The 19976-nt window shown below is 66.8% G+C and carries 25 protein-coding genes; 7 read left to right on the forward strand and 18 right to left on the reverse strand.

Features of this window, described 5'->3' with window-relative positions; genetic code table 11:
• Positions 1–13 precede the first annotated feature (13 nt).
• Entirely contained in the window at positions 14–868 is an 855-nt protein-coding gene (aztB, locus tag AC1D1G_RS17705; protein ID WP_477953049.1) for a zinc ABC transporter permease AztB, read from the reverse strand.
• Between the two features lie 18 nt (positions 869–886).
• Between aztB and aztA the strand changes: the two genes are divergently transcribed.
• Entirely contained in the window at positions 887–1522 is a 636-nt protein-coding gene (aztA, locus tag AC1D1G_RS17710; RefSeq protein ID WP_317571702.1) for a zinc ABC transporter ATP-binding protein AztA, read from the forward strand.
• On the opposite strand, the gene AC1D1G_RS17715 is transcribed toward aztA, so the two are convergent.
• The 3 genes from AC1D1G_RS17715 to AC1D1G_RS17725 all read right to left on the reverse strand — a co-directional run bounded on the left by AC1D1G_RS17715 (position 1503) and on the right by AC1D1G_RS17725 (position 3767).
• Entirely contained in the window at positions 1503–1895 is a 393-nt protein-coding gene (locus AC1D1G_RS17715) for a VOC family protein (protein WP_283353998.1), read from the reverse strand. The genes aztA and AC1D1G_RS17715 overlap by 20 nt on opposite strands.
• Positions 1896–1921: 26 nt before the next feature.
• Positions 1922–2398 carry a VOC family protein gene (locus tag AC1D1G_RS17720; protein WP_283353963.1) on the reverse strand — a complete coding sequence of 159 codons (477 nt, stop codon included), beginning with the start codon at positions 2396–2398 and terminating at the stop codon, positions 1922–1924.
• 91 nt (positions 2399–2489) lie between these two features.
• Positions 2490–3767, reverse strand: coding sequence for an MFS transporter (locus AC1D1G_RS17725; protein WP_283353964.1), 1278 nt, complete (start codon positions 3765–3767; stop codon positions 2490–2492).
• 194 nt (positions 3768–3961) lie between these two features.
• Between AC1D1G_RS17725 and AC1D1G_RS17730 the strand changes: the two genes are divergently transcribed.
• From AC1D1G_RS17730 to AC1D1G_RS17740, 3 genes are all read left to right on the forward strand, one after another.
• A complete protein-coding gene (locus AC1D1G_RS17730; protein ID WP_477953050.1) occupies positions 3962–6037 on the forward strand; it encodes an acyltransferase family protein in 2076 nt (691 codons plus the stop codon).
• A gap of 16 nt (positions 6038–6053) precedes the next feature.
• A complete protein-coding gene (locus AC1D1G_RS17735) occupies positions 6054–6791 on the forward strand; it encodes an IclR family transcriptional regulator (protein WP_477953051.1) in 738 nt (245 codons plus the stop codon).
• 91 nt (positions 6792–6882) lie between these two features.
• Positions 6883–8061, forward strand: coding sequence for a 4-hydroxybenzoate 3-monooxygenase (locus tag AC1D1G_RS17740; RefSeq protein ID WP_477953052.1), 1179 nt, complete (start codon positions 6883–6885; stop codon positions 8059–8061).
• 31 nt (positions 8062–8092) lie between these two features.
• Here the strand turns inward: AC1D1G_RS17740 and AC1D1G_RS17745 are convergent, their stop codons facing one another.
• From AC1D1G_RS17745 to AC1D1G_RS17775, 7 genes are all read right to left on the reverse strand, one after another.
• A complete protein-coding gene (locus AC1D1G_RS17745) occupies positions 8093–8719 on the reverse strand; it encodes a TetR/AcrR family transcriptional regulator (RefSeq protein ID WP_283353967.1) in 627 nt (208 codons plus the stop codon).
• A gap of 10 nt (positions 8720–8729) precedes the next feature.
• Positions 8730–10004, reverse strand: coding sequence for an NAD(P)/FAD-dependent oxidoreductase (locus tag AC1D1G_RS17750; protein ID WP_283353968.1), 1275 nt, complete (start codon positions 10002–10004; stop codon positions 8730–8732).
• Positions 10001–10186 (reverse strand): rubredoxin, encoded by a 186-nt coding sequence (locus tag AC1D1G_RS17755; protein ID WP_477953053.1) that lies wholly within the window; start codon positions 10184–10186, stop codon positions 10001–10003. Before AC1D1G_RS17755 ends, AC1D1G_RS17750 begins: the two co-directional genes overlap by 4 nt.
• A gap of 1 nt (position 10187) precedes the next feature.
• Positions 10188–10355 carry a rubredoxin gene (locus AC1D1G_RS17760; RefSeq protein ID WP_280780589.1) on the reverse strand — a complete coding sequence of 56 codons (168 nt, stop codon included), beginning with the start codon at positions 10353–10355 and terminating at the stop codon, positions 10188–10190.
• A complete protein-coding gene (locus tag AC1D1G_RS17765) occupies positions 10355–11587 on the reverse strand; it encodes an alkane 1-monooxygenase (RefSeq protein ID WP_317571698.1) in 1233 nt (410 codons plus the stop codon). Before AC1D1G_RS17765 ends, AC1D1G_RS17760 begins: the two co-directional genes overlap by 1 nt.
• Positions 11588–11870: 283 nt before the next feature.
• Positions 11871–12107 (reverse strand): hypothetical protein, encoded by a 237-nt coding sequence (locus AC1D1G_RS17770; RefSeq protein ID WP_477953054.1) that lies wholly within the window; start codon positions 12105–12107, stop codon positions 11871–11873.
• Positions 12108–12212: 105 nt separating this feature from the next.
• Positions 12213–12701 carry a GAF domain-containing protein gene (locus AC1D1G_RS17775; RefSeq protein ID WP_283333706.1) on the reverse strand — a complete coding sequence of 163 codons (489 nt, stop codon included), beginning with the start codon at positions 12699–12701 and terminating at the stop codon, positions 12213–12215.
• 120 nt (positions 12702–12821) lie between these two features.
• On the opposite strand from AC1D1G_RS17775, the gene AC1D1G_RS17780 reads away from it, so the two are divergent.
• Positions 12822–13904, forward strand: a complete 1083-nt coding sequence (locus AC1D1G_RS17780) for an NAD(P)H-dependent amine dehydrogenase family protein (RefSeq protein WP_477953055.1) — start codon at positions 12822–12824, stop codon at positions 13902–13904.
• A gap of 32 nt (positions 13905–13936) precedes the next feature.
• Here AC1D1G_RS17780 and AC1D1G_RS17785 read toward each other — a convergent pair whose 3' ends face one another.
• From AC1D1G_RS17785 to AC1D1G_RS17815, 7 genes are all read right to left on the reverse strand, one after another.
• Positions 13937–14635, reverse strand: a complete 699-nt coding sequence (locus AC1D1G_RS17785; protein ID WP_477953056.1) for an HAD family hydrolase — start codon at positions 14633–14635, stop codon at positions 13937–13939.
• A gap of 53 nt (positions 14636–14688) precedes the next feature.
• Entirely contained in the window at positions 14689–15012 is a 324-nt protein-coding gene (locus tag AC1D1G_RS17790) for a putative quinol monooxygenase (protein ID WP_167115687.1), read from the reverse strand.
• A 35-nt stretch (positions 15013–15047) separates the two neighbouring features.
• Positions 15048–15620: a TetR/AcrR family transcriptional regulator gene (locus AC1D1G_RS17795; RefSeq protein ID WP_283333710.1), complete on the reverse strand. Its 573-nt coding sequence runs from the start codon at positions 15618–15620 to the stop codon at positions 15048–15050.
• 20 nt (positions 15621–15640) lie between these two features.
• Positions 15641–16111 carry a nuclear transport factor 2 family protein gene (locus AC1D1G_RS17800; RefSeq protein ID WP_283333712.1) on the reverse strand — a complete coding sequence of 157 codons (471 nt, stop codon included), beginning with the start codon at positions 16109–16111 and terminating at the stop codon, positions 15641–15643.
• A 141-nt stretch (positions 16112–16252) separates the two neighbouring features.
• Complete coding sequence (locus AC1D1G_RS17805; RefSeq protein ID WP_477953057.1) at positions 16253–17857, reverse strand: solute symporter family protein; 1605 nt, start codon at positions 17855–17857, stop codon at positions 16253–16255.
• Complete coding sequence (locus AC1D1G_RS17810; protein WP_317571689.1) at positions 17854–18207, reverse strand: DUF485 domain-containing protein; 354 nt, start codon at positions 18205–18207, stop codon at positions 17854–17856. Before AC1D1G_RS17810 ends, AC1D1G_RS17805 begins: the two co-directional genes overlap by 4 nt.
• Positions 18204–18683: a nuclear transport factor 2 family protein gene (locus tag AC1D1G_RS17815; protein WP_477953058.1), complete on the reverse strand. Its 480-nt coding sequence runs from the start codon at positions 18681–18683 to the stop codon at positions 18204–18206. The genes AC1D1G_RS17810 and AC1D1G_RS17815 overlap by 4 nt, the downstream gene beginning before the upstream one ends.
• 202 nt (positions 18684–18885) lie before the next feature.
• Between AC1D1G_RS17815 and AC1D1G_RS17820 the strand changes: the two genes are divergently transcribed.
• Positions 18886–19491, forward strand: a complete 606-nt coding sequence (locus AC1D1G_RS17820; protein ID WP_477953059.1) for a TetR/AcrR family transcriptional regulator — start codon at positions 18886–18888, stop codon at positions 19489–19491.
• Between the two features lie 136 nt (positions 19492–19627).
• On the forward strand, positions 19628–19976 hold a 349-nt coding region (locus AC1D1G_RS17825; protein ID WP_477953060.1), incomplete at its 3' end, for an acyl-CoA dehydrogenase family protein.

Here is a 19976-nt window from a genome sequence, read left to right on the forward strand (position 1 = left end):
TCATGGTCTCCATCTATCGAACGGGTATCGGGGTTGGCCGAAGGGCAGGCCGAAGTCGTCGCGCCGCCGACCGGGCGAGGGCTGCGACGAAGAACTGGAGCACGGCGATTCCGGCGATCGTCGCGCCCGCAGCGGTGTCGGCATTCCACGACACGATCAGCCCGGCGAATGTGGCGGACCAGCCGAGGAGCACGGCAATCGCCATCGTCGCGCCGATCGACCTGCCGAACAGTGCTGCGGTGGCGGACGGGGCGACGAGGAGACCGAACACGAGGAGGGTGCCGACGATGCGGAACGACGCGACCACCGCGAGGACCACCAGAGCGAGCAGTGCGAGGTGCGCCCACCGTGGTTGCAGGCCCAGGGTGTGGGCCTTGCGTTCGTCGAAGACGAGGGTGACGAACGGGCGGTACGCGATCACCGAGACGATCCCGGCGACCGCGGCCGCCGCCGCGAGCCAGATCAGGTCTCCCGGTGTCGCCGACAGGACGTCACCGAACAGGAAGGCTGTGAGATCGACCGCGAACGACCTTGCACGCGAGACGATCACGACACCCAGCGCGAGCATGCCGACGAACAGCAGGCCGATCCCGGTGTCCTCGGACAGTCGCGAGTTCTTCGACACCCAGGCGACGCCGAGGATCATGACGACCGCACTCGCGGCCGCGCCGACGAGGAGATTCGCGCCGGCGAGATAGGCGACGGCCACGCCGGGCAGCATGCCGTGCGAGATGGCCTCGCTCATGAAGGCCATGCCGCGCAACACGACCCACGTGCCCACCAGCCCGCAGAGCACGGACACCAGCATTCCCGCGAAGAGCGCACGCCGGACGAAGGACACCATCAGGGGGTCGAGTAGCCACTGCACTCTGCTAATCTAACGATAATGATTGTCGTAAGCGAAATCGAGGTTCGGTACGGCCAGACCCCGGCGTTGAACGGTGTGAGCGCCCGGCTCGCGCCGGGTACGGTCACGGCCGTCGTGGGGCACAACGGTTCGGGGAAGTCGACGCTCCTGCAGTGCCTGGCCGGCATCGCGCGACCGACGGCGGGACGGATCGACGGCACGAAGGGGTTGGGCACGGCATATGTGCCGCAACGCAATGCGGTGAGCGATCAGCTACCGCTGACCGTGCGCGAGGTGGCGGCCATGGGAGCCTGGCGCCGGCGTGGCTTGTGGCGACGGCTCACTCCCGGCGACCGGGAGGCCGTCGACGAGGCGCTGGGCAGGCTCGGTCTCGCAGACCTCGGCCGGCGGCGGATCGGCACACTGTCGGGCGGCCAGCGTCAACGTGCCCTGCTCGCGCAGGCGCTCGTGCAACGCGGCGACCTGTTACTCCTCGACGAGCCGACCACCGGTCTCGACGCGGAAGCCCGCGCGGTGATCGGCGACGTCGTCGGCGAAGAGGCCGCGCGCGGTGCGACCGTCGTCGTGGCCACACACGAATCCTGCGACGCGGAACGCGCCGACCAGGTGCTGACCCTGTCGTCGGGGGTGCAGCTCACCCCACTTCGACGATGACCAGTTTGTTGCCGTCCGGGTCACGGAAGTAGAACATGGGCGGCACGTAGTCGCCCATCCGCAGCACCTCCGCGTCCACGTCGACGCCGTTCGCCGACAGGGTCGCATGGTCGGCGTCGGCGTCCGAGGTGGTCAGTCGGATGCCCGTCTCGACGCCCGCGGGGACGCCGTCGCGTGCGGGCACGAGCGCGATCGACGTCGCCGATCCCGGTGGCGCCACCTCCACCCACCGCTGTCCGGGGCTGAACTCCGCATCCATGCGGCGTTCGAAACCGAGTGCGCCCACATAGAATTCGAGCGCCCTATCCTGATCGGTCACGGGGACCGCAACGGTGTGCACCCCGTTGATGTGGGTCTTGCCGTCCGCGCTCATGCCGTCCACCTTCTCGTCGGCAGGCATCACGCCTGCGCGAACGCCTTCTCGAGTTCGGCGACGTCGAGTTTGCGCATCTGCAGCATGGCCTGCATGGCGCGCTGCGCCTTCTCGGTGTCCGGGTCGCGCATGAGTTCGTACAGCCGCTCGGGCACCACTTGCCAGGAGACGCCGAAACGGTCCTTGACCCAACCGCATTGGCTCTCCTCACCGCCGTCGCCGGTGAGGGCGTCCCAGTACCGGTCCACTTCCGCCTGATCCTTGCACAGGATCTCGAAGGAGATGGCCTCGTCGAACGTGAACTGCGGGCCCCCGTTGAGCGCGATGAACGGCTGCCCGTTGATCTCGAAGGACACTGTCAACACCGCCCCCTCCGGACCGGGAGTGTTCGGACCGTAGTGGGTGACCTCCGTGATCCGCGAATTCGGAAACAGCGACGTGTAGAACTTCGCGGCCTCTTCGCCTTGGGTGTCGAACCAGAGGCAGGGGGTGATGGGTTTCATGGCGCAGTTCCTCTCGCAGGTCCTCGTCGATTCATCCTCGCCGATATAGACCGCGCCCACGCCCGAAACTCATCGGACGGCTGTCAAGAGTTCAGCGCACCGTCCGGGTGGACGAGATGGCGATCGCTCCGAACAGCCCTACCAGGGCGAATGCGTAGAAGCCCCACGGCACCGCGTAGCCCGCGCCCAGCAGGACGCCGCCGAGGATCGGACCGCAGATCGCGCCCACCCGGCCCACACCGGCCGACCAGCCGAGCGCGGTGGCGCGGATCTGCGGCGGGTGGTTCGCGCTCGTGAACGCGTAGACGAGAACCTGTGCGCTGAACACGAAGCAGCCGGCGAGGAACACCAGGGCGTAGATGCCGAACGACACCTTGACGCTGAGCAGGGCGAGGAACACCGCGGCGCCCGCGAACCAGATGATGGCCGCGGTGCGCGGGCCGATCTTGTTGGCGACGCCGCCCGCGATCAGCAGTCCGACCACCGCGCCCGCGTTGAGGATCAGCAGGAACGTCAGTGACGCGCCGAGGTTGTAGCCCGCCTCGCGCATGATCGTCGGCAGCCACGTGTTGAGACCGTAGACGAGCAGCAGTCCCATGAACGACGTGACCCAGATGGCGATGCTGTTGCGCAGGAACGGGCGCGAGAACAGGGCGCGCACCGGGTTGGCCGAGGCCGCGACGGGAGCGTCGGCGGCGGGTGCAGCCTCCAGTTCCAGGCCGTACTGCTTCGCGACGGCCTCGGCCTCGGCGCGCTTGCCGTGTGCCAGCAGGTACGAGGGGGACTCGGGGAGGTAGCGCAGCATCAGCGGAATCAGGACCACGGCGGGCAGGGCGCCGACGACGAACATCGAACGCCAGCCGAACGGTTCGATCAGCACGATCGCCAGCGCAGCGGTTGCGACGGCACCCACGTGATATCCGGTCATCAGCAGCGTCGACGCGGAACCGCCGCCCTGCCTCTTCGAGAACTCGTTGACCAGGGCCAGCGCCGTCGGCAGTGCGCCGCCGAGTCCGACTCCGGCGAGGAAGCGGAACAGTCCGAAGAAGAACGGATTGGGCGCCACGGCGCAGAGGAGCGTGAGAACGGAGAACGCCGCAACGGCATACAGAAGGGCGCGCCGGCGTCCGATGACGTCGGTCAGCGTCCCGATGACCAGCGCTCCGATCGTCATGCCGACCAGGCCGAAAGTCGAGATGAACGTGATCGTTCCTGTCGAGAGCCCCCAGTCCTCGTAGTCGAGGAGGGAAGGGATGACGGCGCCGAGGACCACTAGGTCGAAACCGTCGAGCAGTACGGCTACCCAGCAGAGGGGCGCTACCCAGAGGGCGGTGGAGGCGCGGGCGGCGCTTCGTTGGGAAGTGGTCATGGTGTCCTCGACGTTCGGCGGTGATGTGCGCGGGTTGTTCGCGATGCGAACCCTAGTTCTATACGCGGACTTATTGTGTGGCGCGCCATAGTTGCCTGTCAAACATCGGCTACTCCACGCCCCGGTTGGTCAAGAACTGGTAAACCCCGTGTGGATAATCGATCGGGTACCGAGTCGATGAGCCAGGACGGATTGTGAGACCCAACCCCCAGGTGGCTGCGAGCCGTCCGAGCCACGCCGCGGCGCCACCGTCGGCCGTGAGCGGTTACCGGTACGACCTCGACGGTCTGCGCGGAATCGCGATCGCGCTGGTCGTGGTCTATCACGTGTGGTTCGGGCGGGTGTCCGGCGGCGTCGACATCTTCCTGGTCCTCTCCGGGTTCTTCTTCACGGGCATGCTCGTGCGACGCGCCGGGGCGGATTCGGGTCCGTCGATTCCCGCCGTCCTGCGGCGCACCGCCCGCCGGCTGCTGCCCGCGCTCGTGCTGGTGTCGGCCGCGACCACGGTCGTGACGGTGATGCAGCGGCCGTTCACGCAGTGGTCGGGGATCGCGGACCAAATCCTCGCGTCACTTCTGTACGTGCAGAACTGGCAGCTGGCCCGGACRGCATCCGACTACGCCGCCGCCGACGCGTCGGTCAGTCCGCTGCAGCACCTGTGGTCGATGTCCGTGCAGGGGCAGTTCTACCTGGTCGCCCTCGCGGTGGTGGCCGGGATCGCGTGGACGTGCCGTCGTCGCTGCCGACCGGACCTCCTCCGCCGCGTGCTGGGTGGTGTCCTCGTTCTCGGGTTGGTGGCGTCGTTCGCCTACGCGGCCGTGCTGTCGCAGGACCGGCAGTCGTGGGCGTACTTCGACACGTTCGCGCGACTGTGGGAGTTGCTCGCGGGGGCGCTGCTCGCGCTCGTCGTGCATCGGGTCGCGCTGCCCCGGTGGTCGCGGACCGTCCTCGCGGTGGCGGGGTTCGCCGTGGTCCTCGGATGCGGGTTCCTCGTCGACGGCGCCGCCCTGTTCCCCGGTCCGGTGGCCCTGATCCCGGTCGGTGCGGCGGTGGCGCTGATCCTCGCGGGCGCAGGCCCGTCCGAGCAGCCGGGGATCGTGACGATGATGGCGTCGCGGCCGTTCGTCGAACTCGGTGGCCTGGCGTATTCGCTGTACCTGTGGCACTGGCCGATCCTCATCTTCTACCTCACGTGGCGGGAGCGGCCCGCGGTCGGAGCGCTCGGCGGACTCGCGGTGATCCTCGTGTCGCTGGTGCTGGCGTGGCTCACCCAGCGGCTGATCGAAGAGCGGTTCCAGACCGGGTCGGCCCGGCCGAGGCGAGCGCTGACCGCGCTGGTCGCGATCCTCGGCGTCGCCGTGGTGGGGACCGCGTCCGGCTGGCACGTGTATCTGGTCCGCAACCCCGAGACGACCGCGCGGGTCGGCGAGCTGGACCCGTGGCTGTACCCGGGTGCGGCGTCGTTGACCGACGGCGCGTTCGCGCCGCGCACGGACATGCGACCCACCCTGCTCGAGGCGTCGGGAGATCTTCCGCAGCCGACCCTCGACGGCTGCATCTCCGATCTGAGCACCCGCGACGTCGTCACCTGCGTGTACGGCGACCTCACCGCCGACCGGACGATCGCCGTGGTGGGCAGTTCCCACGCCGAGCACTGGGTGCCCGCGCTCGATCGCATCGGGCAACAGCGCGGCATCCGGGTCGAGACGTACCTCAAGATGGGGTGCCCGCTGACCGTCGCGGACGATCCGCTGCTCGCCGGCGAGCCGTATCCCGACTGCGGCGACTGGTCCCGCGACGTCCTCGACCGTCTCCGTGATCACCGACCGGACTGGGTGTTCTCGACGTCCTCGCGTCCCAACGAGGAGGGCGCCGGCGACGTCACCCCCGACGACTACGTGGGCCTGTGGGCGCGGCTGGCGGATTTCGGGCTCCCGTTCCTCGGCATCCGCGACACCCCGTGGCTGCACAACGACGGCGTCCCGTATTCGGTCGTCGACTGCCTCGCCGACGGCGGCGACGCCGACAGTTGCGGGATGCGCCGGGACGACGTGCTGGCCCCGGACAACCCCACCCTCGAGGCGGCCCGCGACCTGCCGTCGGTGCATCCGCTCGACCTCACGGACGCCGTGTGTGACGTGGCGATCTGCCGTGCGGTGCAGGGAAACATCCTCGTGTATCACGATTCGCATCACCTCTCGGCGACGTACGTCCGGAGTCTCGTCCCCGAACTCGACCGTCAGATCGGCATGGCCACCCGCTGGTGGTGACCGGGATACTGGCGGCATGTCCGAAGACGACCGCAGCATGCTGGGACGCGCCTTCCTGGTGCTGGGTTCGTTCACCTCGGAGCGCCCTCGGCTGTCGCAGTCGGAGCTGAGCCGGCGCACCGGACTGCCGCTGCCCACGGTGCACCGGCTGTGCCGTCAACTGGTCGGCAACGGCGCGCTCGAACGCGTCGACGACGGGCACTACGAGATCGGGGTGCGGCTGTGGGAGTTGGGTGCGCTCGCGCCCCGCGCCCACGGATTGCGGCAGGTGGCGTTGCCCTACCTCGAGGACCTGTACGAGGCGACGCGTGAGAACGTCCAGCTCGTGGTCCGGGAGGATCTGGAGGCGCTCTACATCGAACGGTTGTCGGCGCGCGGTGCCGTGACCGTCGTCGGGAGGGCCGGCGGCCGGTTGCCGCTGCACGCGTCGAGCGGCGGCCTCGTGCTGTTGGCGTTCGGCGGCAAGGACCTGCTCGACGAGGTCCTCGCGGCGGGCCTCGAACGCTTCACCCCGTCGACCATCACCACCGAACATCGCCTGCGCAGCACCCTCGACGACATCCGCCGAACCGGCTGGGTCACGTGCCGCGAACACCTCAACGTCGGAACGCTGGCCGTGGYCGCACCGGTGTCGCGGTCGACGGGTGAGGTGGTGGCAGCGGTGTCCGTCGTGGTTCCGGCGGAGAAGGATCCCGCGCCCCTGATCCCGGCGGTGCGGGCGGCCGCACGCGGCATTTCCCGCGGCGTCGCGTAGCTCGTCTTTCACTCAGTGAAAGAGGGGGTGTTGCGATCACACGGCGGGCAGCACAGTGACTGGTGTCACGAACTACGCGAGGAGTCTGCTCATGAACACACAGGTCGGGATCGTCGGCGGGGGTCCCGCAGGACTGATGCTGTCCCATCTCCTGCACCTGAAGGGCATCGATTCCGTCGTGCTCGAAAGCCGCACCCGCGAGGAGGTGGAGGGCACGATCCGGGCCGGTGTGCTCGAACAGAACACCGTCGACCTGATGGTCGACACCGGACTCGGCGACCGCGTCAAGCGTGAAGGACTCACCCACCACGGCATCGAACTGCGGTTCGGCGGCCGCGGCCACCGCATCGACTTCGACGAACTGACCGGCGGCCGCGCCGTCACCGTCTACCCGCAGCACGAGGTCCTCAAAGACCTCATCGCCCGGCGTCTCGAAGACGACGGCGACATCCGCTTCGGCGTCTCCGACGTGCAGGTTCTGGACCACACGTCCGACAACCCGAAGATCACCTACCTCGACGCCGACGGCAACGAGCAGACACTCACCTGTGCGCTCGTCGCCGGTTGCGACGGCTCGCGGACCACCACCCGCGGTCTCATCCCCGAGACCACCGTGCGCACCGACCACTTCCGCCAGTACCCGTTCGCCTGGTTCGGCATCCTCGCCGAGGCCCCGCCGTCGTCCGAGGAACTGATCTACGCCAACCACCCCCGCGGCTTCGCGCTCATCAGCACCCGCACCCCGGAGGTCCAGCGGCACTACCTGCAGGTCGACCCGGACGACTCCATCGACAACTGGTCCGACGACCGCATCTGGTCGGAGCTGCACGCCCGCGTCGACGGCGAAGGCGCGGAGATCAAGGACGGCAAGATCTTCCAGAAGTCGATCCTGCAGTTCCGCAGCTTCGTGTGCGAACCCATGCAGCACGGCAACCTCTTCCTCACCGGCGACGCCGCCCACACCGTGCCCCCCACCGGCGCGAAGGGCATGAACCTGGCGATCGCCGACGTGTACTTCCTCTCCAAGGCGATGGCCGAATACTTCGCCACCCGCAGCCGGGCCGGGCTCGAGGGTTACACCGACAGCGTCCTCCCACGCGTGTGGCGGACCCAGCACTTCTCCTGGTGGATGTCCTCGATGCTGCACCGACTCCCCGACGACACCGGATTCGGCCACAAGCGGCAGGTCGCCGAACTCGACATGGTCACCCGCTCCGTCGCCGGCCGCACCCTCATCGCCGAGAACTACGTCGGCACCCCGCTGGGCTGACACCCCGTGAGTACTTATTAACGTGGGGCGGTTAATAAGTACTCACGGGTGGCGGAGCCGCAACGAACGGGGCGAACAGCCGGGCGGTGTTCGCCGACGCCGCCGCGGTGTCCTCGGGTGGGTTGGCGATGAAACTCAAGGCGAGCCGGACGATGGCGTGCGCGATGATGTCCGCATCGTCCGGGGACGAGTTCACCCACGACCGCTGCAACGTCACTGCGAGCCGATCGGCCGCGGGACGAATGATGATGTTGCTGTCCGTCGTGATCAGGCGCAGCAGATCCTCGGGTGCCTTCCCCTGGTGCAGCGACATCACCAGGGGATCGGCTCCGCTGAGTTCGAAGAACGTCGCATAACCTTCCCGCAGAGCAGTTGTCGCGTCGCCGGGGTTCTCGTACAGAGCGGATTCGATGACGGTGACGAGGCTGTCGGTCAGCCGAAGTGCGTACCCCTCCGCCAGGCCGCGCCGCGAGCGGAACTCTTTGTAGATCGTCTGCCTGCTCAGCCCGGCGGCGACCGCGACGTCGGTCATGGTGATTGTCGGCCAGGGACGTTCGAGCAGCAGTTCCCGGAGCGCATCGAGGGTTGTCTCCCGCATCAGCGACGTCGCGGCCAGCCGGTATCGACTCTGTCGCTCGGTGCGGTCGTCTGCGGACATGACCTCGATGCTAGCGGGCGGCCGGAACCCGACCTTCCCGCTCGCCGGCGAGCACGTCGGTCAGAGCAACCGACTCGTCCGCCAATGCGGCGCGGTCGACTGTGCCGCCCCGGGCGATCATGGTGCGCACGGTTCGGAGGTCTTTCGGGCGGCCCACGGCGATGACCCCGACCGGCGTGCTCGCACGCACCGCGACCGCTGTGAAATCGCGATCGTCGATCGAACCGCGGATCACGTAGTCGTCGTCGAAACGGGTCGTGCCGGCGAACTGCACGTTGTGGCCGTACTGCGTGGACCATCCCCACGGAACGTCGGTGAACGGCGTGGGTTTCCCGAGGATGGAGTGCGCGGCGGCAATCCCCTGTGCCTGAGCGCCGTTCCAATGTTCGGAACGGAAACGCTCGGAGACACGCGCACCGGGGAGGTTGGCGGCGTCTCCGGCCGCGTAGACGCCGTCGGCCGAGGTGCGAAACCGCTCATCGACGGTGATGCCGTTGTGGACGCGCAGTCCCGCCGCGACCGCGAGCGTCACCTCGGGGACGGTGCCGACCGACACGAGGACGGTGCCTGCACTCCAGCTGCGACCGTCGTCTGCGGTGGCGCGGACGGAGCCGTCGTCGCTCACGTCGAGCGACGACAATGCGACATCCGTGCAGACGTCGACGCCGTTCTCGGAGTGCAGCGACGCGATCATCGTCGAGATTTCCGGGGGCACAATTCGACTGAGGAGCGACGGGTCTCGTTCGAGGACGGTGACCTCCGCGCCGAGCGACCTCGCCGTGGCCGCGACCTCACATCCGATGAGACCCCCGCCAATCACGAGCAGGGAACCGGTGCGCCGAATCGACTCGCGAAGGGAATCGGCATCGGCCATCGACCGCAGAGTGAAGACGTGCGCACCGGAGACACCCTCGAGTTTTCGGGCCCGGCCACCGGTCGCGAGCAGAAGGGCACTGAACTGCAGTGTGTCGCCGGAGGAGAGCGTCAGCAACTTCCGCCGGGTGTCGAGTTCGACTGCCGTTGCACCGGTGATCAATTCGATATCTCTTTCCTTCCAGAAAGAGTCCGGCTTCAGCGCGGCCTTCTCCGGGGCAGTGGCACCCGACAGGAGGTCCTTCGACACCGTCGGCCGCCGATACGGCGGTGCGGGTTCGTCTCCGATCAGGACGACGCGCCCGCTGAAGCCTTCCGACCGGAGCGTCTGCGCGGCGCTCGCCCCTGCGATACCGGACCCGACGATGACCACCGTCGACAGTTCCGTGGAGAGATTCGGCATTGCGCTCATGCCCGGCTGACCTCGACCATGTCGAAGTCCGCCTTGGCGGCCCCACAGTCGGGGCACGACCAGTCCTCGGGAATATCGTCCCACCTGGTGCCGGGCTCGATGCCGTCCTCCGGCCAGCCCTCGGCCTCGTCGTACTCGAATCCGCATTGGGCGCAGCGGTAAAGCTTGAAATCGATACTCATGTCACGCCACCTTCGGGTCGAAATCGATCTTTTCGCGGACCCCGCAGTCGGGGCAGCACCAGTCGTCGGGCACATCGGTCCACGCGGTGCCGGCGGGGAATCCCTCACGCGGTGCGCCGGACGCCTCGTCGTAGACGTAGTCGCAGACCGGGCACTGGTAGGCGGCCATCACCGAACTCCGCCGCTGTACTTGGCCAGCACCTTCTCGCGCTTGCCGGGTTGAATGTTCACACGGGTGATGTCGCCGTCGTAGTGGTCGAGCACGCGGTGATCCATCACCTTGCGCCAGAGCGGTGGGAAGTACGCGAGCGTGATCATGCTGGCGTAGCCGCTGGGCAGGTTGGGGGCGCCGTCCATGCTCCGGAGCGTCTGGTACCGCCTGGTCGGGTTCGCGTGATGGTCGCTGTGACGCTGCAAGTGGTAGAGGAAGATGTTGGTGACGATGTGGTCGGAGTTCCAGCTGTGTGCGGGAGCGCAGCGCTCGTAGCGGCCGCTGGCGGTCTTCTGACGCATCAAGCCGTAGTGCTCGAGGTAGTTGACCGTCTCGAGGAGAGAGAAACCGTAGACCGCCTGAATGATCAGGAACGGGATGACGACCGGACCGAAGACGGTGATGAGCACACCGAACAGCACCACCGACATGAGCCAGGCATTGAGCACGTCGTTGTGAATGCTCCACGTGCTCTTGCCAAGTCGCTGCATCCGCGTCTTCTCGAGCTCCCAGGACGACTTCAGGCTTCCCCAGACGCTGCGGGGCAGGAACGTCCAGAAGCTCTCGCCGAAGCGTGAACTCGCCGGATCCTCCGGCGTGGCAACCCGAACGTGGTGGCCCCGGTTGTGCTCGATGTAGAAGTGACCGTAGAAGGTCTGCGCGAGAGTGATCTTGGCCAGCCACCGTTCGAGCTCGGTCTTCTTGTGGCCCATCTCGTGTGCGGTGTTGATGCCGATGCCGCCCATGACGGCGACGCTGAACGCGACGCCGACCTTCGACACCAGCCCGAGGCCGCCGTCGATGCCGAGCCAGGAGAGGTTGTCCGCCGACCAGAGGTAGCACGCGAACACCAGGCTCGCCATCTGGAACGGGATGAATACGTAGGTGCAGTACCGGTAGTACCTGTCGTTCTCGAGCTGTTCCATCACTTCCTCGGGCGGGTTCTGGCCGTCGGGCCCGAAGAACCTGTCGAGGAGCGGAAGCAGTCCGAACAACAGCAGGGCGCCGATCCACCACCACACCGGAGCAGCCGCCGACCATCCCAATTGGTTGAAAGCCCACACGAGCCCCGCAGCGAGGAACACTGCGGTCGGGGGAATCAATCCCATCAACCACAGGTAGCGCTTGCGGTCACGCCACGCTTCCGGTGGCGCCTCTCCTGAAATCCTGCCGACATTCGACGTCGTCACGATCCGAACCTCCTCGTCCAGTAGCCGTGCCGGTATGAACCAGCTCACTCTCATTTGGACAGTACACTGACTTTGATCCAGAGGCTAGACAAATATGAAGATTTGTAAATCCGACGAGATGCAGTGCTCTAACGCCGGGGTCTTCGGTGCCGATAGACAGGTCGACACCGTTACACCGTGCTGAGGAGGCCCTCGATGTTCCGCGATCCCGGACTTCCCGACTGGCTCGAATTCGTCCTGGGCCTGCTCGGGTACCGCTGGTAGCTCCGCCTGTGAGTACTTATTAACCACGGGCGGTTAATAAGTACTCACGGGCGGAGCATCGCGCCCATGTGCCCGAGTCGAGGAGCAGCGCCGTGGTGTGGTCGAGCACGCGGTGGTCGAGCAGTCGGACGGCGCCGTCACCGTCCCAGGCCGCGAGTCCGTCCGACTCGTGCAGTGCCTCGTCGTGTCGCCAGCCGACCTTCAGCACCACGCGTTCGCCGGCGGCGGGACGTGCGGGCGCCGTCCAGGACGTCACGCCGCCCGGCTGGAACGGGCGACCGATGTCCAGCGACCACTCCCGACTCAGCGTTTCGACGACGGCGGGGAGGTCGGACAGCCACGTTCGGCGCGGCGCGTCGGGTCACCGCCTTCCGCGGTCCCACACGCGCCGCGTCTGCTCGGCGATGTCAGGGTGGTGGGTCTGCTGGAAGTTGCGTCCACCGCGGGCGAAGGTGTGCACGGTCGCGGGCGGTACGTCGAGCTCGGCGACGGGTACGTCGAGCCACTCGCAGTCTCGGAGGTGCACCAGATCCACAGCCGTGGCCTCCGGACTCGAGTCGTAGCGCCACGGACCGTCGATCCGGCCGAGGAGGTAGAGCCCGTCGGCGTCACGCGACCAGACGAACGATCCGTCCAGCACCTGCGTGAAGCGTTCGAGCCGGCGTGCGGCCGGATCGCCGTAGGTGCGCTCGGTCGCGTCGAGCGCCTCACTCAGATCGACGGGAGGTGGGGCCAGCAAACCGCCGATTCCACACACGTGCATGGCGAGCGCGCGCTGCACCGCGAGCCCTGGGTCCACGTCGTCGCGACGGGAACGCATCGGTGCGCGGTAGACGTCGGTGGGTGTCATACGTATGGATTCTCCCTGACGCCGAACCGCGATAGCACTCTTCGGCAATCGTCCACCCGGTAAACTAGAACCTGTTACATTCGCGGGAGGGGTGCTACTTCTGGAACTCGGAGAGAACTCATGAGATACCGCGTCGTCGAATGGTCCACCGGTACGGTCGGGCGTCACGCCATCGCAGGGATCGACGCCCGCGACGACCTCGAACTGGTCGGTGTGTGGGTGTCCGATCCGGAGAAGGTCGGGAAGGACGCCGGGGAGCTGGCCGGTCTCGGAAGAGAACTCGGCGTGGCGGCGACCGACGACAAAGCAGCACTTCTCGCCCTGAAGCCGGACTGCATCGTGCACACCGCGATGACGGACGACCGCATCTTCGACGCCATCGAGGACCTGATCTCCTTCCTCGAGGCGGGCATCAACGTCGTGTCCTCGGGACCTGTTCTGTTGCAGTACCCGATCGGTGTGGTCCCGGACGAACTCGTCGACCGCATCCACCGCGCCGGCGAGCAGGGAGACGCGAGCCTCCACGTGAACGGTATCGACCCCGGATTCGCGAACGACGTTCTGCCGCTGGCCATGACGAGCCTGTCGCAGCGGATCGACGAGGTGCGCTGCGCCGAGATCGCCGACTACTCCACCTACTACCAGCCGGTGGTGATGACCGAGATCTTCGGTTTCGGCAAACCTGTCGAGGAGACGCCGATGCTGTTCCAGCCGGGCGTGCTGTCTCTGGCATGGGGGAGCGTCGTCCGCCAGATCGCCGCGGGACTGGACCTCACGCTCGACGAACCGCTGGTGGAGAAATTCGAACGCATCCCCGCCGAGCAGGACCTGGACATTCTCTCGTGCCACATCGCGAAGGGAACGGCGGCGGCGGTGCGGTTCGAAGTCGTCGGCACGGTCGACGGAGTGCCTCGCGTGGTCCTCGAGCACGTCACCCGCACCCACCCCGAACAGAAACCGGACTGGCCGAAACCGACCCGCGGCGACGGGTGCTACCGCATCGACATCACGGGCGAGCCGATGATGACCGTCGAGTTCAACCACCACGGCGAAAACGGCGACCACAACGTGTCGGGGATGATCGTCACCGCGATGCGGCTGGTGAWTTCGGTGCACGCGGTGGTCGGGGCAAAGCCCGGATTGGTGACCGCACTCGACCTGCCTCTCGTCACCGGCCGCGGATTGTGCGCTTCGCACCCGTGAGTACTTGTTAACCGCCCGTGGTTAATAAGTACTCACAGGCCGAAGGCACCGAGGGCTGTTCGGAGACCGTCCGGGCGCTCCGCGAGGGGAACGGGTTCGACGAGTGCGAACGCGCAGCCCACCTTTCGTGCCGCACCGTCGGCTTCCTCGCTGTCGCCGATCATCAGAGTACGTTCGGGCTCGGAACCGAGTGCGGCGAGAGCGTGCTCGAAGATCTTCGGGTCCGGTTTGATCGCACCCACCTCGAACGACAGCACGAACGCATCGACGAGATGCTCGACTCCCAGATCCGCGAACGCGGGCCGGATGTCGAACGCGATGTTGCTCAGCACCGCGACCTTGATTCCCCGGTCCTTCAGTGACGCAAGCACTTCCGCGGTGTCGGGGTATGCGCTCCAGCATCCCGGGTCGATGACCCGCTCGTACAGTCCGACCGCCTGGTCCTCGTGTGCGACCCCGGACTTGCGCAGAACGTCGAGGTACGCCTGCCGGTGGAAGCGAGGGTCGAGGTCGCGGTTGGTCCACGCGTGGTGCTCGGCGGCATCCATCTCGACGGTCTGACCGACCGGCGCCGTCATGCGCCGCATCAACTCGGCCTGCTGGTGGAGGTCGAACGGCTCACCGTCGTGGTCGGTGAGGTCGGCCATCCAGCTGTCGTCCTCCTCCAGCCGGAACAGCGTGCCGGAGAAGTCGAAGATCACTGCGTCGAATTCGGTGAGATCGGAAGCCACGTTTTCCAGGCTAACGCGCGGTGCACGCGACTTCAGGGTGAAGCCGGACGAGGTCAGTCGACTTCGAGTTCACCCATCAGCGACCACTCGGTGCCGTCGATCGTGGTGTTGATGATCCGCGGCGTCTGCGCGAGGGCGGGTTTCAACTCGCGCAAGGCGTTCTGGAAGTGCTCGCTCTGCACGTGGGCGACGGCGGCGTCGTCGTCACGGAACGCTTCGACGAGGACGTACAGGTTCGGATCCTCCACCGCCCGCGACCAGTAGAACCACAGGTTGCCCGGTTCGTTTCGGGTCGCGTCGGTGAACGGCTGCACCAGGTCGAGCCAGCCGTCCGCGTGGTCCGGTTTCACGGTGAAGTTGACGACGATGAAGATCACGGCTGCCTCACTTCTCGAGTTGACGCATCCGAATCCTACGCGCGCGATGTCGTCGGATCTCCGACCGAGCGGCGTAGCCGGGTGAGGATGCGCGTGAAACTGTCGGGGTCGTCCAGGGCGCGCGCGAGGACGAGCGCGCCCTGGATTCCCGCGACGACCTCCTCGGCGAGCGGCCGCGACTGCCTGCCGTGGCCGGTGTCGGCGAGAGCGCCGGCGAGCGAATCGACCCAGTCGGTGAAGTAGGCGCGGACCCGGTCGGCGAAGCGGTCGCGTTCGAGGCCGAGCGCGAACGCGCCGAACAGGCAGATTCGGCGTCCCGACCGGAAGTACGTCTCGACCTCGTCGAACATCCGCTCCAGACGGGCAGTGGCGGGCTCGGACCCGCGCAGCGGCAGGTATACGGCGGTCTGGAACCAGGCGTCGACCTCGTCGAGGACCGCCTCCGCCATCTCGTCCTTGCCGCGAGGGAAGAAGTTGTACAGGCTGCCTTTGCCGAGTCCTGTGTGCTCGGTGATGACGGCCAGGCTCGCGCCGTCGAACCCGTGGGATCGGAACACCTCCGCCAGCACGGGGACGACGTCGCCGCGCTCGGCTACTGCTCGGGGCATGACTACTCCTCGTGTGGCGGTCAGAGGCCGAGATCGCTCAGTCCGGGATGATCCGACGGTCGCACGCCGGACATGTCCCAGAAGAACTTGCGGTCGGATTCGTCGATCGGCACGTCGTTGATGCTGGCGTGACGCCACCGCATCAGACCGTTGTCGTCGAACTGCCAGTTCTCGTTGCCGTACGCGCGGAACCACTGCCCGTCGGTGTCGTGGAACTCGTACGCGAACCGGACCGCGATCCGATTCCCGTCGTGCGCCCACAGTTCCTTGATCAGACGGTATTCCAGTTCGCGGTCCCACTTCCCGGCGAGGAAGTCGACGATCTCGCGGCGCCCCTGCAGAAAGGTGGACCGATTGCGCCACCAACTGTCCTCGGTGTAAGCCTGCGCGACCTTCTCGGGATCACGGGAATTCCAGCCGTCCTCGGCGGCACGGACCTTCGCGATCGCGGTGTCGAGCGTGAACGGGGGTGCGGGTGGGCGAACGGACATGGTGGGCGCTCCTTCGGGAGTTCTTGTACCTTTCAGTACAGACTGTACCGATAGGTACAAGTGCTGTCCAGGGTGGCGCCGGACATACGTCCCGGCCGATGCCCTCGCCGTSACGGCGAGGGCATCGGCCGAGCGTGAAACCTAGTGCGTTTCGGCGAGTTCCGCGCCGATACCGGTCTCGGCGCGCACCAGCATCTCGGCGAACTTCTCGTCTCGATCTGCCGAACGTCCGTGAAGGCGTTCGCCGGCGAGGGAGCCGATCACGGCGGCGGCGAGCCCGAGCGGCATCGTGATGATCACCGGCAACTGAATGGTCAGCGGCGCCGGTCCACTACCCAGCCAGAGCGCCTCCGTGAACATCAGGCTGACCACGGTGGATGCTAATCCGACGGAGATGCCCCACACGGCGCCTGTGCTGTTGAACCGCCGCCAGTTGAGACTGAGCAGCAGGCTGGGCAGGTGCGCACTGCCTGCGACCATGAAGGCCATACCCATGAAGTAGGTGATATTTGTAGTGTCGCCGATCGCCATCGTCAGTCCGATCGCGGCGACGCTGAACGCGACCGCCGCATACCGGGCGATCTTCGCCTCGCGGGCATCCGCAGTCTCCGTGCCGGCGTCGGCGGACTTCCTGCGGGTGAGGGTGGGCCACACGTCGTGGGCGAACGTTCCCGCAGCCGAAATCACGACGCCCGCGACGACGGCGACGATGCTCGCGAACGCGACGGCAGCCACCATGGCCAGCGCGATCGAACCACCGATGGTGCCGACGCCTCCGCCGAGTTCCGTGACCAGCGTGGGTGCTGCGAGATTGCCGCCGGCGCCGACACGATCCGCCCCGTCGGGACCGAGAAGTGCTGCGGTGCCGAAGCCCATCACGATGACGATCAGATAGAAGATGCTGCACAGCGCGACGGTCCAGCCCAGCGACTTCCGGGCGGTCGCCGCCTCGGGGACGGTGAAGAAGCGAATCAGGATGTGCGCCATACCGGCTGTGCCGAGCGCGAACGCCAGGGAGTACGAGATCAGGTTGATCGCACCGGTCTGCCCGAAGATCAGACCCGGCGAGAGGATCGCATCTCCGGACGCGGCATTCGAGGTCGCCGCCCCGAGCATGCCGGGCACGCTGAAACCGAACTTCGCGAGGATTCCGAGGCACACCACGATCGCCAGGATCGACAGGATGGACGACTTGATGACCTGAACCCACGTGGTCGCCAGCATTCCGCCGACGAAGACGTAGATGCCCATGAGTGATCCGGCCACCACGACGGAGAGGCCGAACGGGATCCCCGAGACGGACTCGAGCAGGACACCCGCCGCCACGAGCTGCGCGAGCAACACGAACGTGCCGGTGACGATGGTGCTCAGCGCAACCACCACCCGGACGCGACGTGCACCGGTCCGGAACACCAGAACATCGGCAAGAGTGAACTTTCCGACATTCCGCATCTTCTCGGCGAGGAGGAAGAGGACGGGGAGGAAGGAGACCACCGACGTGCACAGAATGACGGCGCCGTCGACGCCCTTGTAGAAGATCAAGCCCGTGGTGCCCAGAAAGCTACCGGCGGAAATGAATTCGCCGGCGATCGCGAAACCGTTCTGCCAGCCGGTGATCGAGCGTCCCGCAGCGAAGAATCCGGTGGCGCTCCGGCTGCGGCGCGATGCGGCGAACGTCACCCACAGCGTGAGCGAGATGACGGCGGCGCAGATGCCGATGGCGAGGAAATCCGCGTCGCCGGTCATGAGGCACGCTCCTGATCACGTTGCGCGATGGCCCGGACGGCGGCATCGGCGGCGGGTTGGATGAAGGTGCGGGAGAGTCGGAAGTACGCGTACACGAGCACCCAGGTGCCGGCGAACTGGGAGAACACCACCCACAGCGACAGCGGAATGCCGAACGCCGAGTTGTCGCCGAGGAATTCGGGGAAGAATGCGAATCCGACGAGAAAGCCTGAGAACAGTGCGATCGCGATCAGGCCGAGTCCGGCAGTGACCGCCCGGCGTCGTCGTCGCAGCTCGACGAACTCCGGCAACACGAGAATCGGTGACCAGACTGCTGCGCTCGCCGCGGTGGCGGGGGACTCGGTGGTCACGCGTTCACCGCCGCGCGTCGCGCCGAGTCGAGTGCGAACTGGTTCTCGTCCCAGCCCTCCGCGAGCGGACCGAAGTAGTGGAAGCGCACCTGTTTGACGCGGTACAACCAGCGGCCGTCGACTTTGACGGCCTCGTCCGTGTAGCGGCCGGCGGCGATGGAGGCGTTGGCGTCGGATACACAGGGCTGCCACAGGAACGAGCGGACGGTGGCGCGATCGCCGTCGAGGTCGATCTCCAGGTTGGTGATGAAGTGCCAGAACGCGGTGAGCCCGCCAGGGGCGAGGCCGGCGAAGAACGCCCGCATCTCGCTCTTGCCCTTCGGGTTGGACAGCCCGTCGAATTCGCCGTCGTCGGTGAACAGATCCATCAGGGCGTCCCAGTTGCCGTCGTCGAGATGGCGGCAGTACCGCGCGTCGAGGTACCGGATGGCCTCCAGGTCTTCGAGGCGGCGGATTCGTTCTTCGAGGGTGCTCAAGGTGGCATACCTCCACGGTGTGAGGAGCGGAATGCGCGAACCGGCAATTAACAACCGTTCACGTGATCTGGACCATAACGGACGCGCTACCGTCGGTCAATACCGTGCGCCGTCACCCCGATCGACGTGCGTGAAGCGTGGTGAGCTGCATTTTCTGCCGGGTGTATTGCCCACGCTGTGCGCGGCCCCTACCCTCCGAGGGATGAACACTCGGTCAAGCGGTGCGGTGATTCCCTCCGTCCGGCAGCGGATCCTGGACGCGGCGCTGGAGGAGTTCCATACCGCCGGCTTTCATGCGGCGACCATGCGCACCATCGCCAAACGCGCGGGCTGCAGTGCCGCCAACGTGTACAACCATTTCGAGAACAAGGACGAGCTCCTGGTCGAGATTCTGCGGTCGGCCAGTGACGAGCAGTTCACCGCCACCCGGACCGCCCTGCGGAAGGCTGGGTCCGCGCCGGCGGAGCAGTGGACGGCCGCGGTGGTCGCGCATTCGCTGTACACCGCCCGTAACCAGCAAGCCTGCCTGGTGGCGAACACCGAGCTGCGGTACCTCGACGAGGTGGACCGCAAACGGGTCGTGGGCTCGCGCGATGCGCAGGAGCACCTGTTCGTCACCATCGCGGAGGCGGGTGTGGCGGGTGGTGACTTCGACGTCCCCCATGTTCACCAGGCGGTGACTGCGGTGCTCACCATGTGCGCGGGAATCGCGCTCTGGTACCGCCCGGACGGACCGTTGTCCGCGCAGGCGGTCGCGGACTCGTACGGCGTCTACGCGCTCAACCTGGTCGGATACCGTCCCGCCTGACTCGGGGAGATTCGGCATTGACGGTGCGTTCCCGTCCGTGCTCTACTGGGTGAACAAGCGTTAATGTGATCCGAGTGTGGAACCGCGAGTTCCCCCGAGTCACGCGCCCCGTAGTTCGAGTGGATGAGGAGTGTCCATGACTCACCGGCCGTCACAGCCGCGTACCGACTCGCCGCGGTATCTGACCGAGGACCGGGTGGCGATCCGCGACCTGGCTCGCGAGTTCGCGATGAAGCAGGTGCTCCCGGTCGCCAACGAACTCGACCCGGTCCGCGGCACCATCCCGGACACGGTGAAGAAGGCGATGGCCGAGGTCGGGTTCTTCGGGATCATGATCCCCGAGGAGCACGGCGGTCTCGGTCTCGGGGTGTTCGAGTACTGCCTGGTCGCGGAGGAGTTGTCGCGGGCGTGGATGAGCGTGTCGGGGCTGCTGGCCCGCGGCAACGGGATGGGCGGCGGGTTCACCGCGGAGCAGGAGGCGGCGT

It is taken from the genome of Rhodococcus sp. P3_B8 (assembly GCF_056402775.1).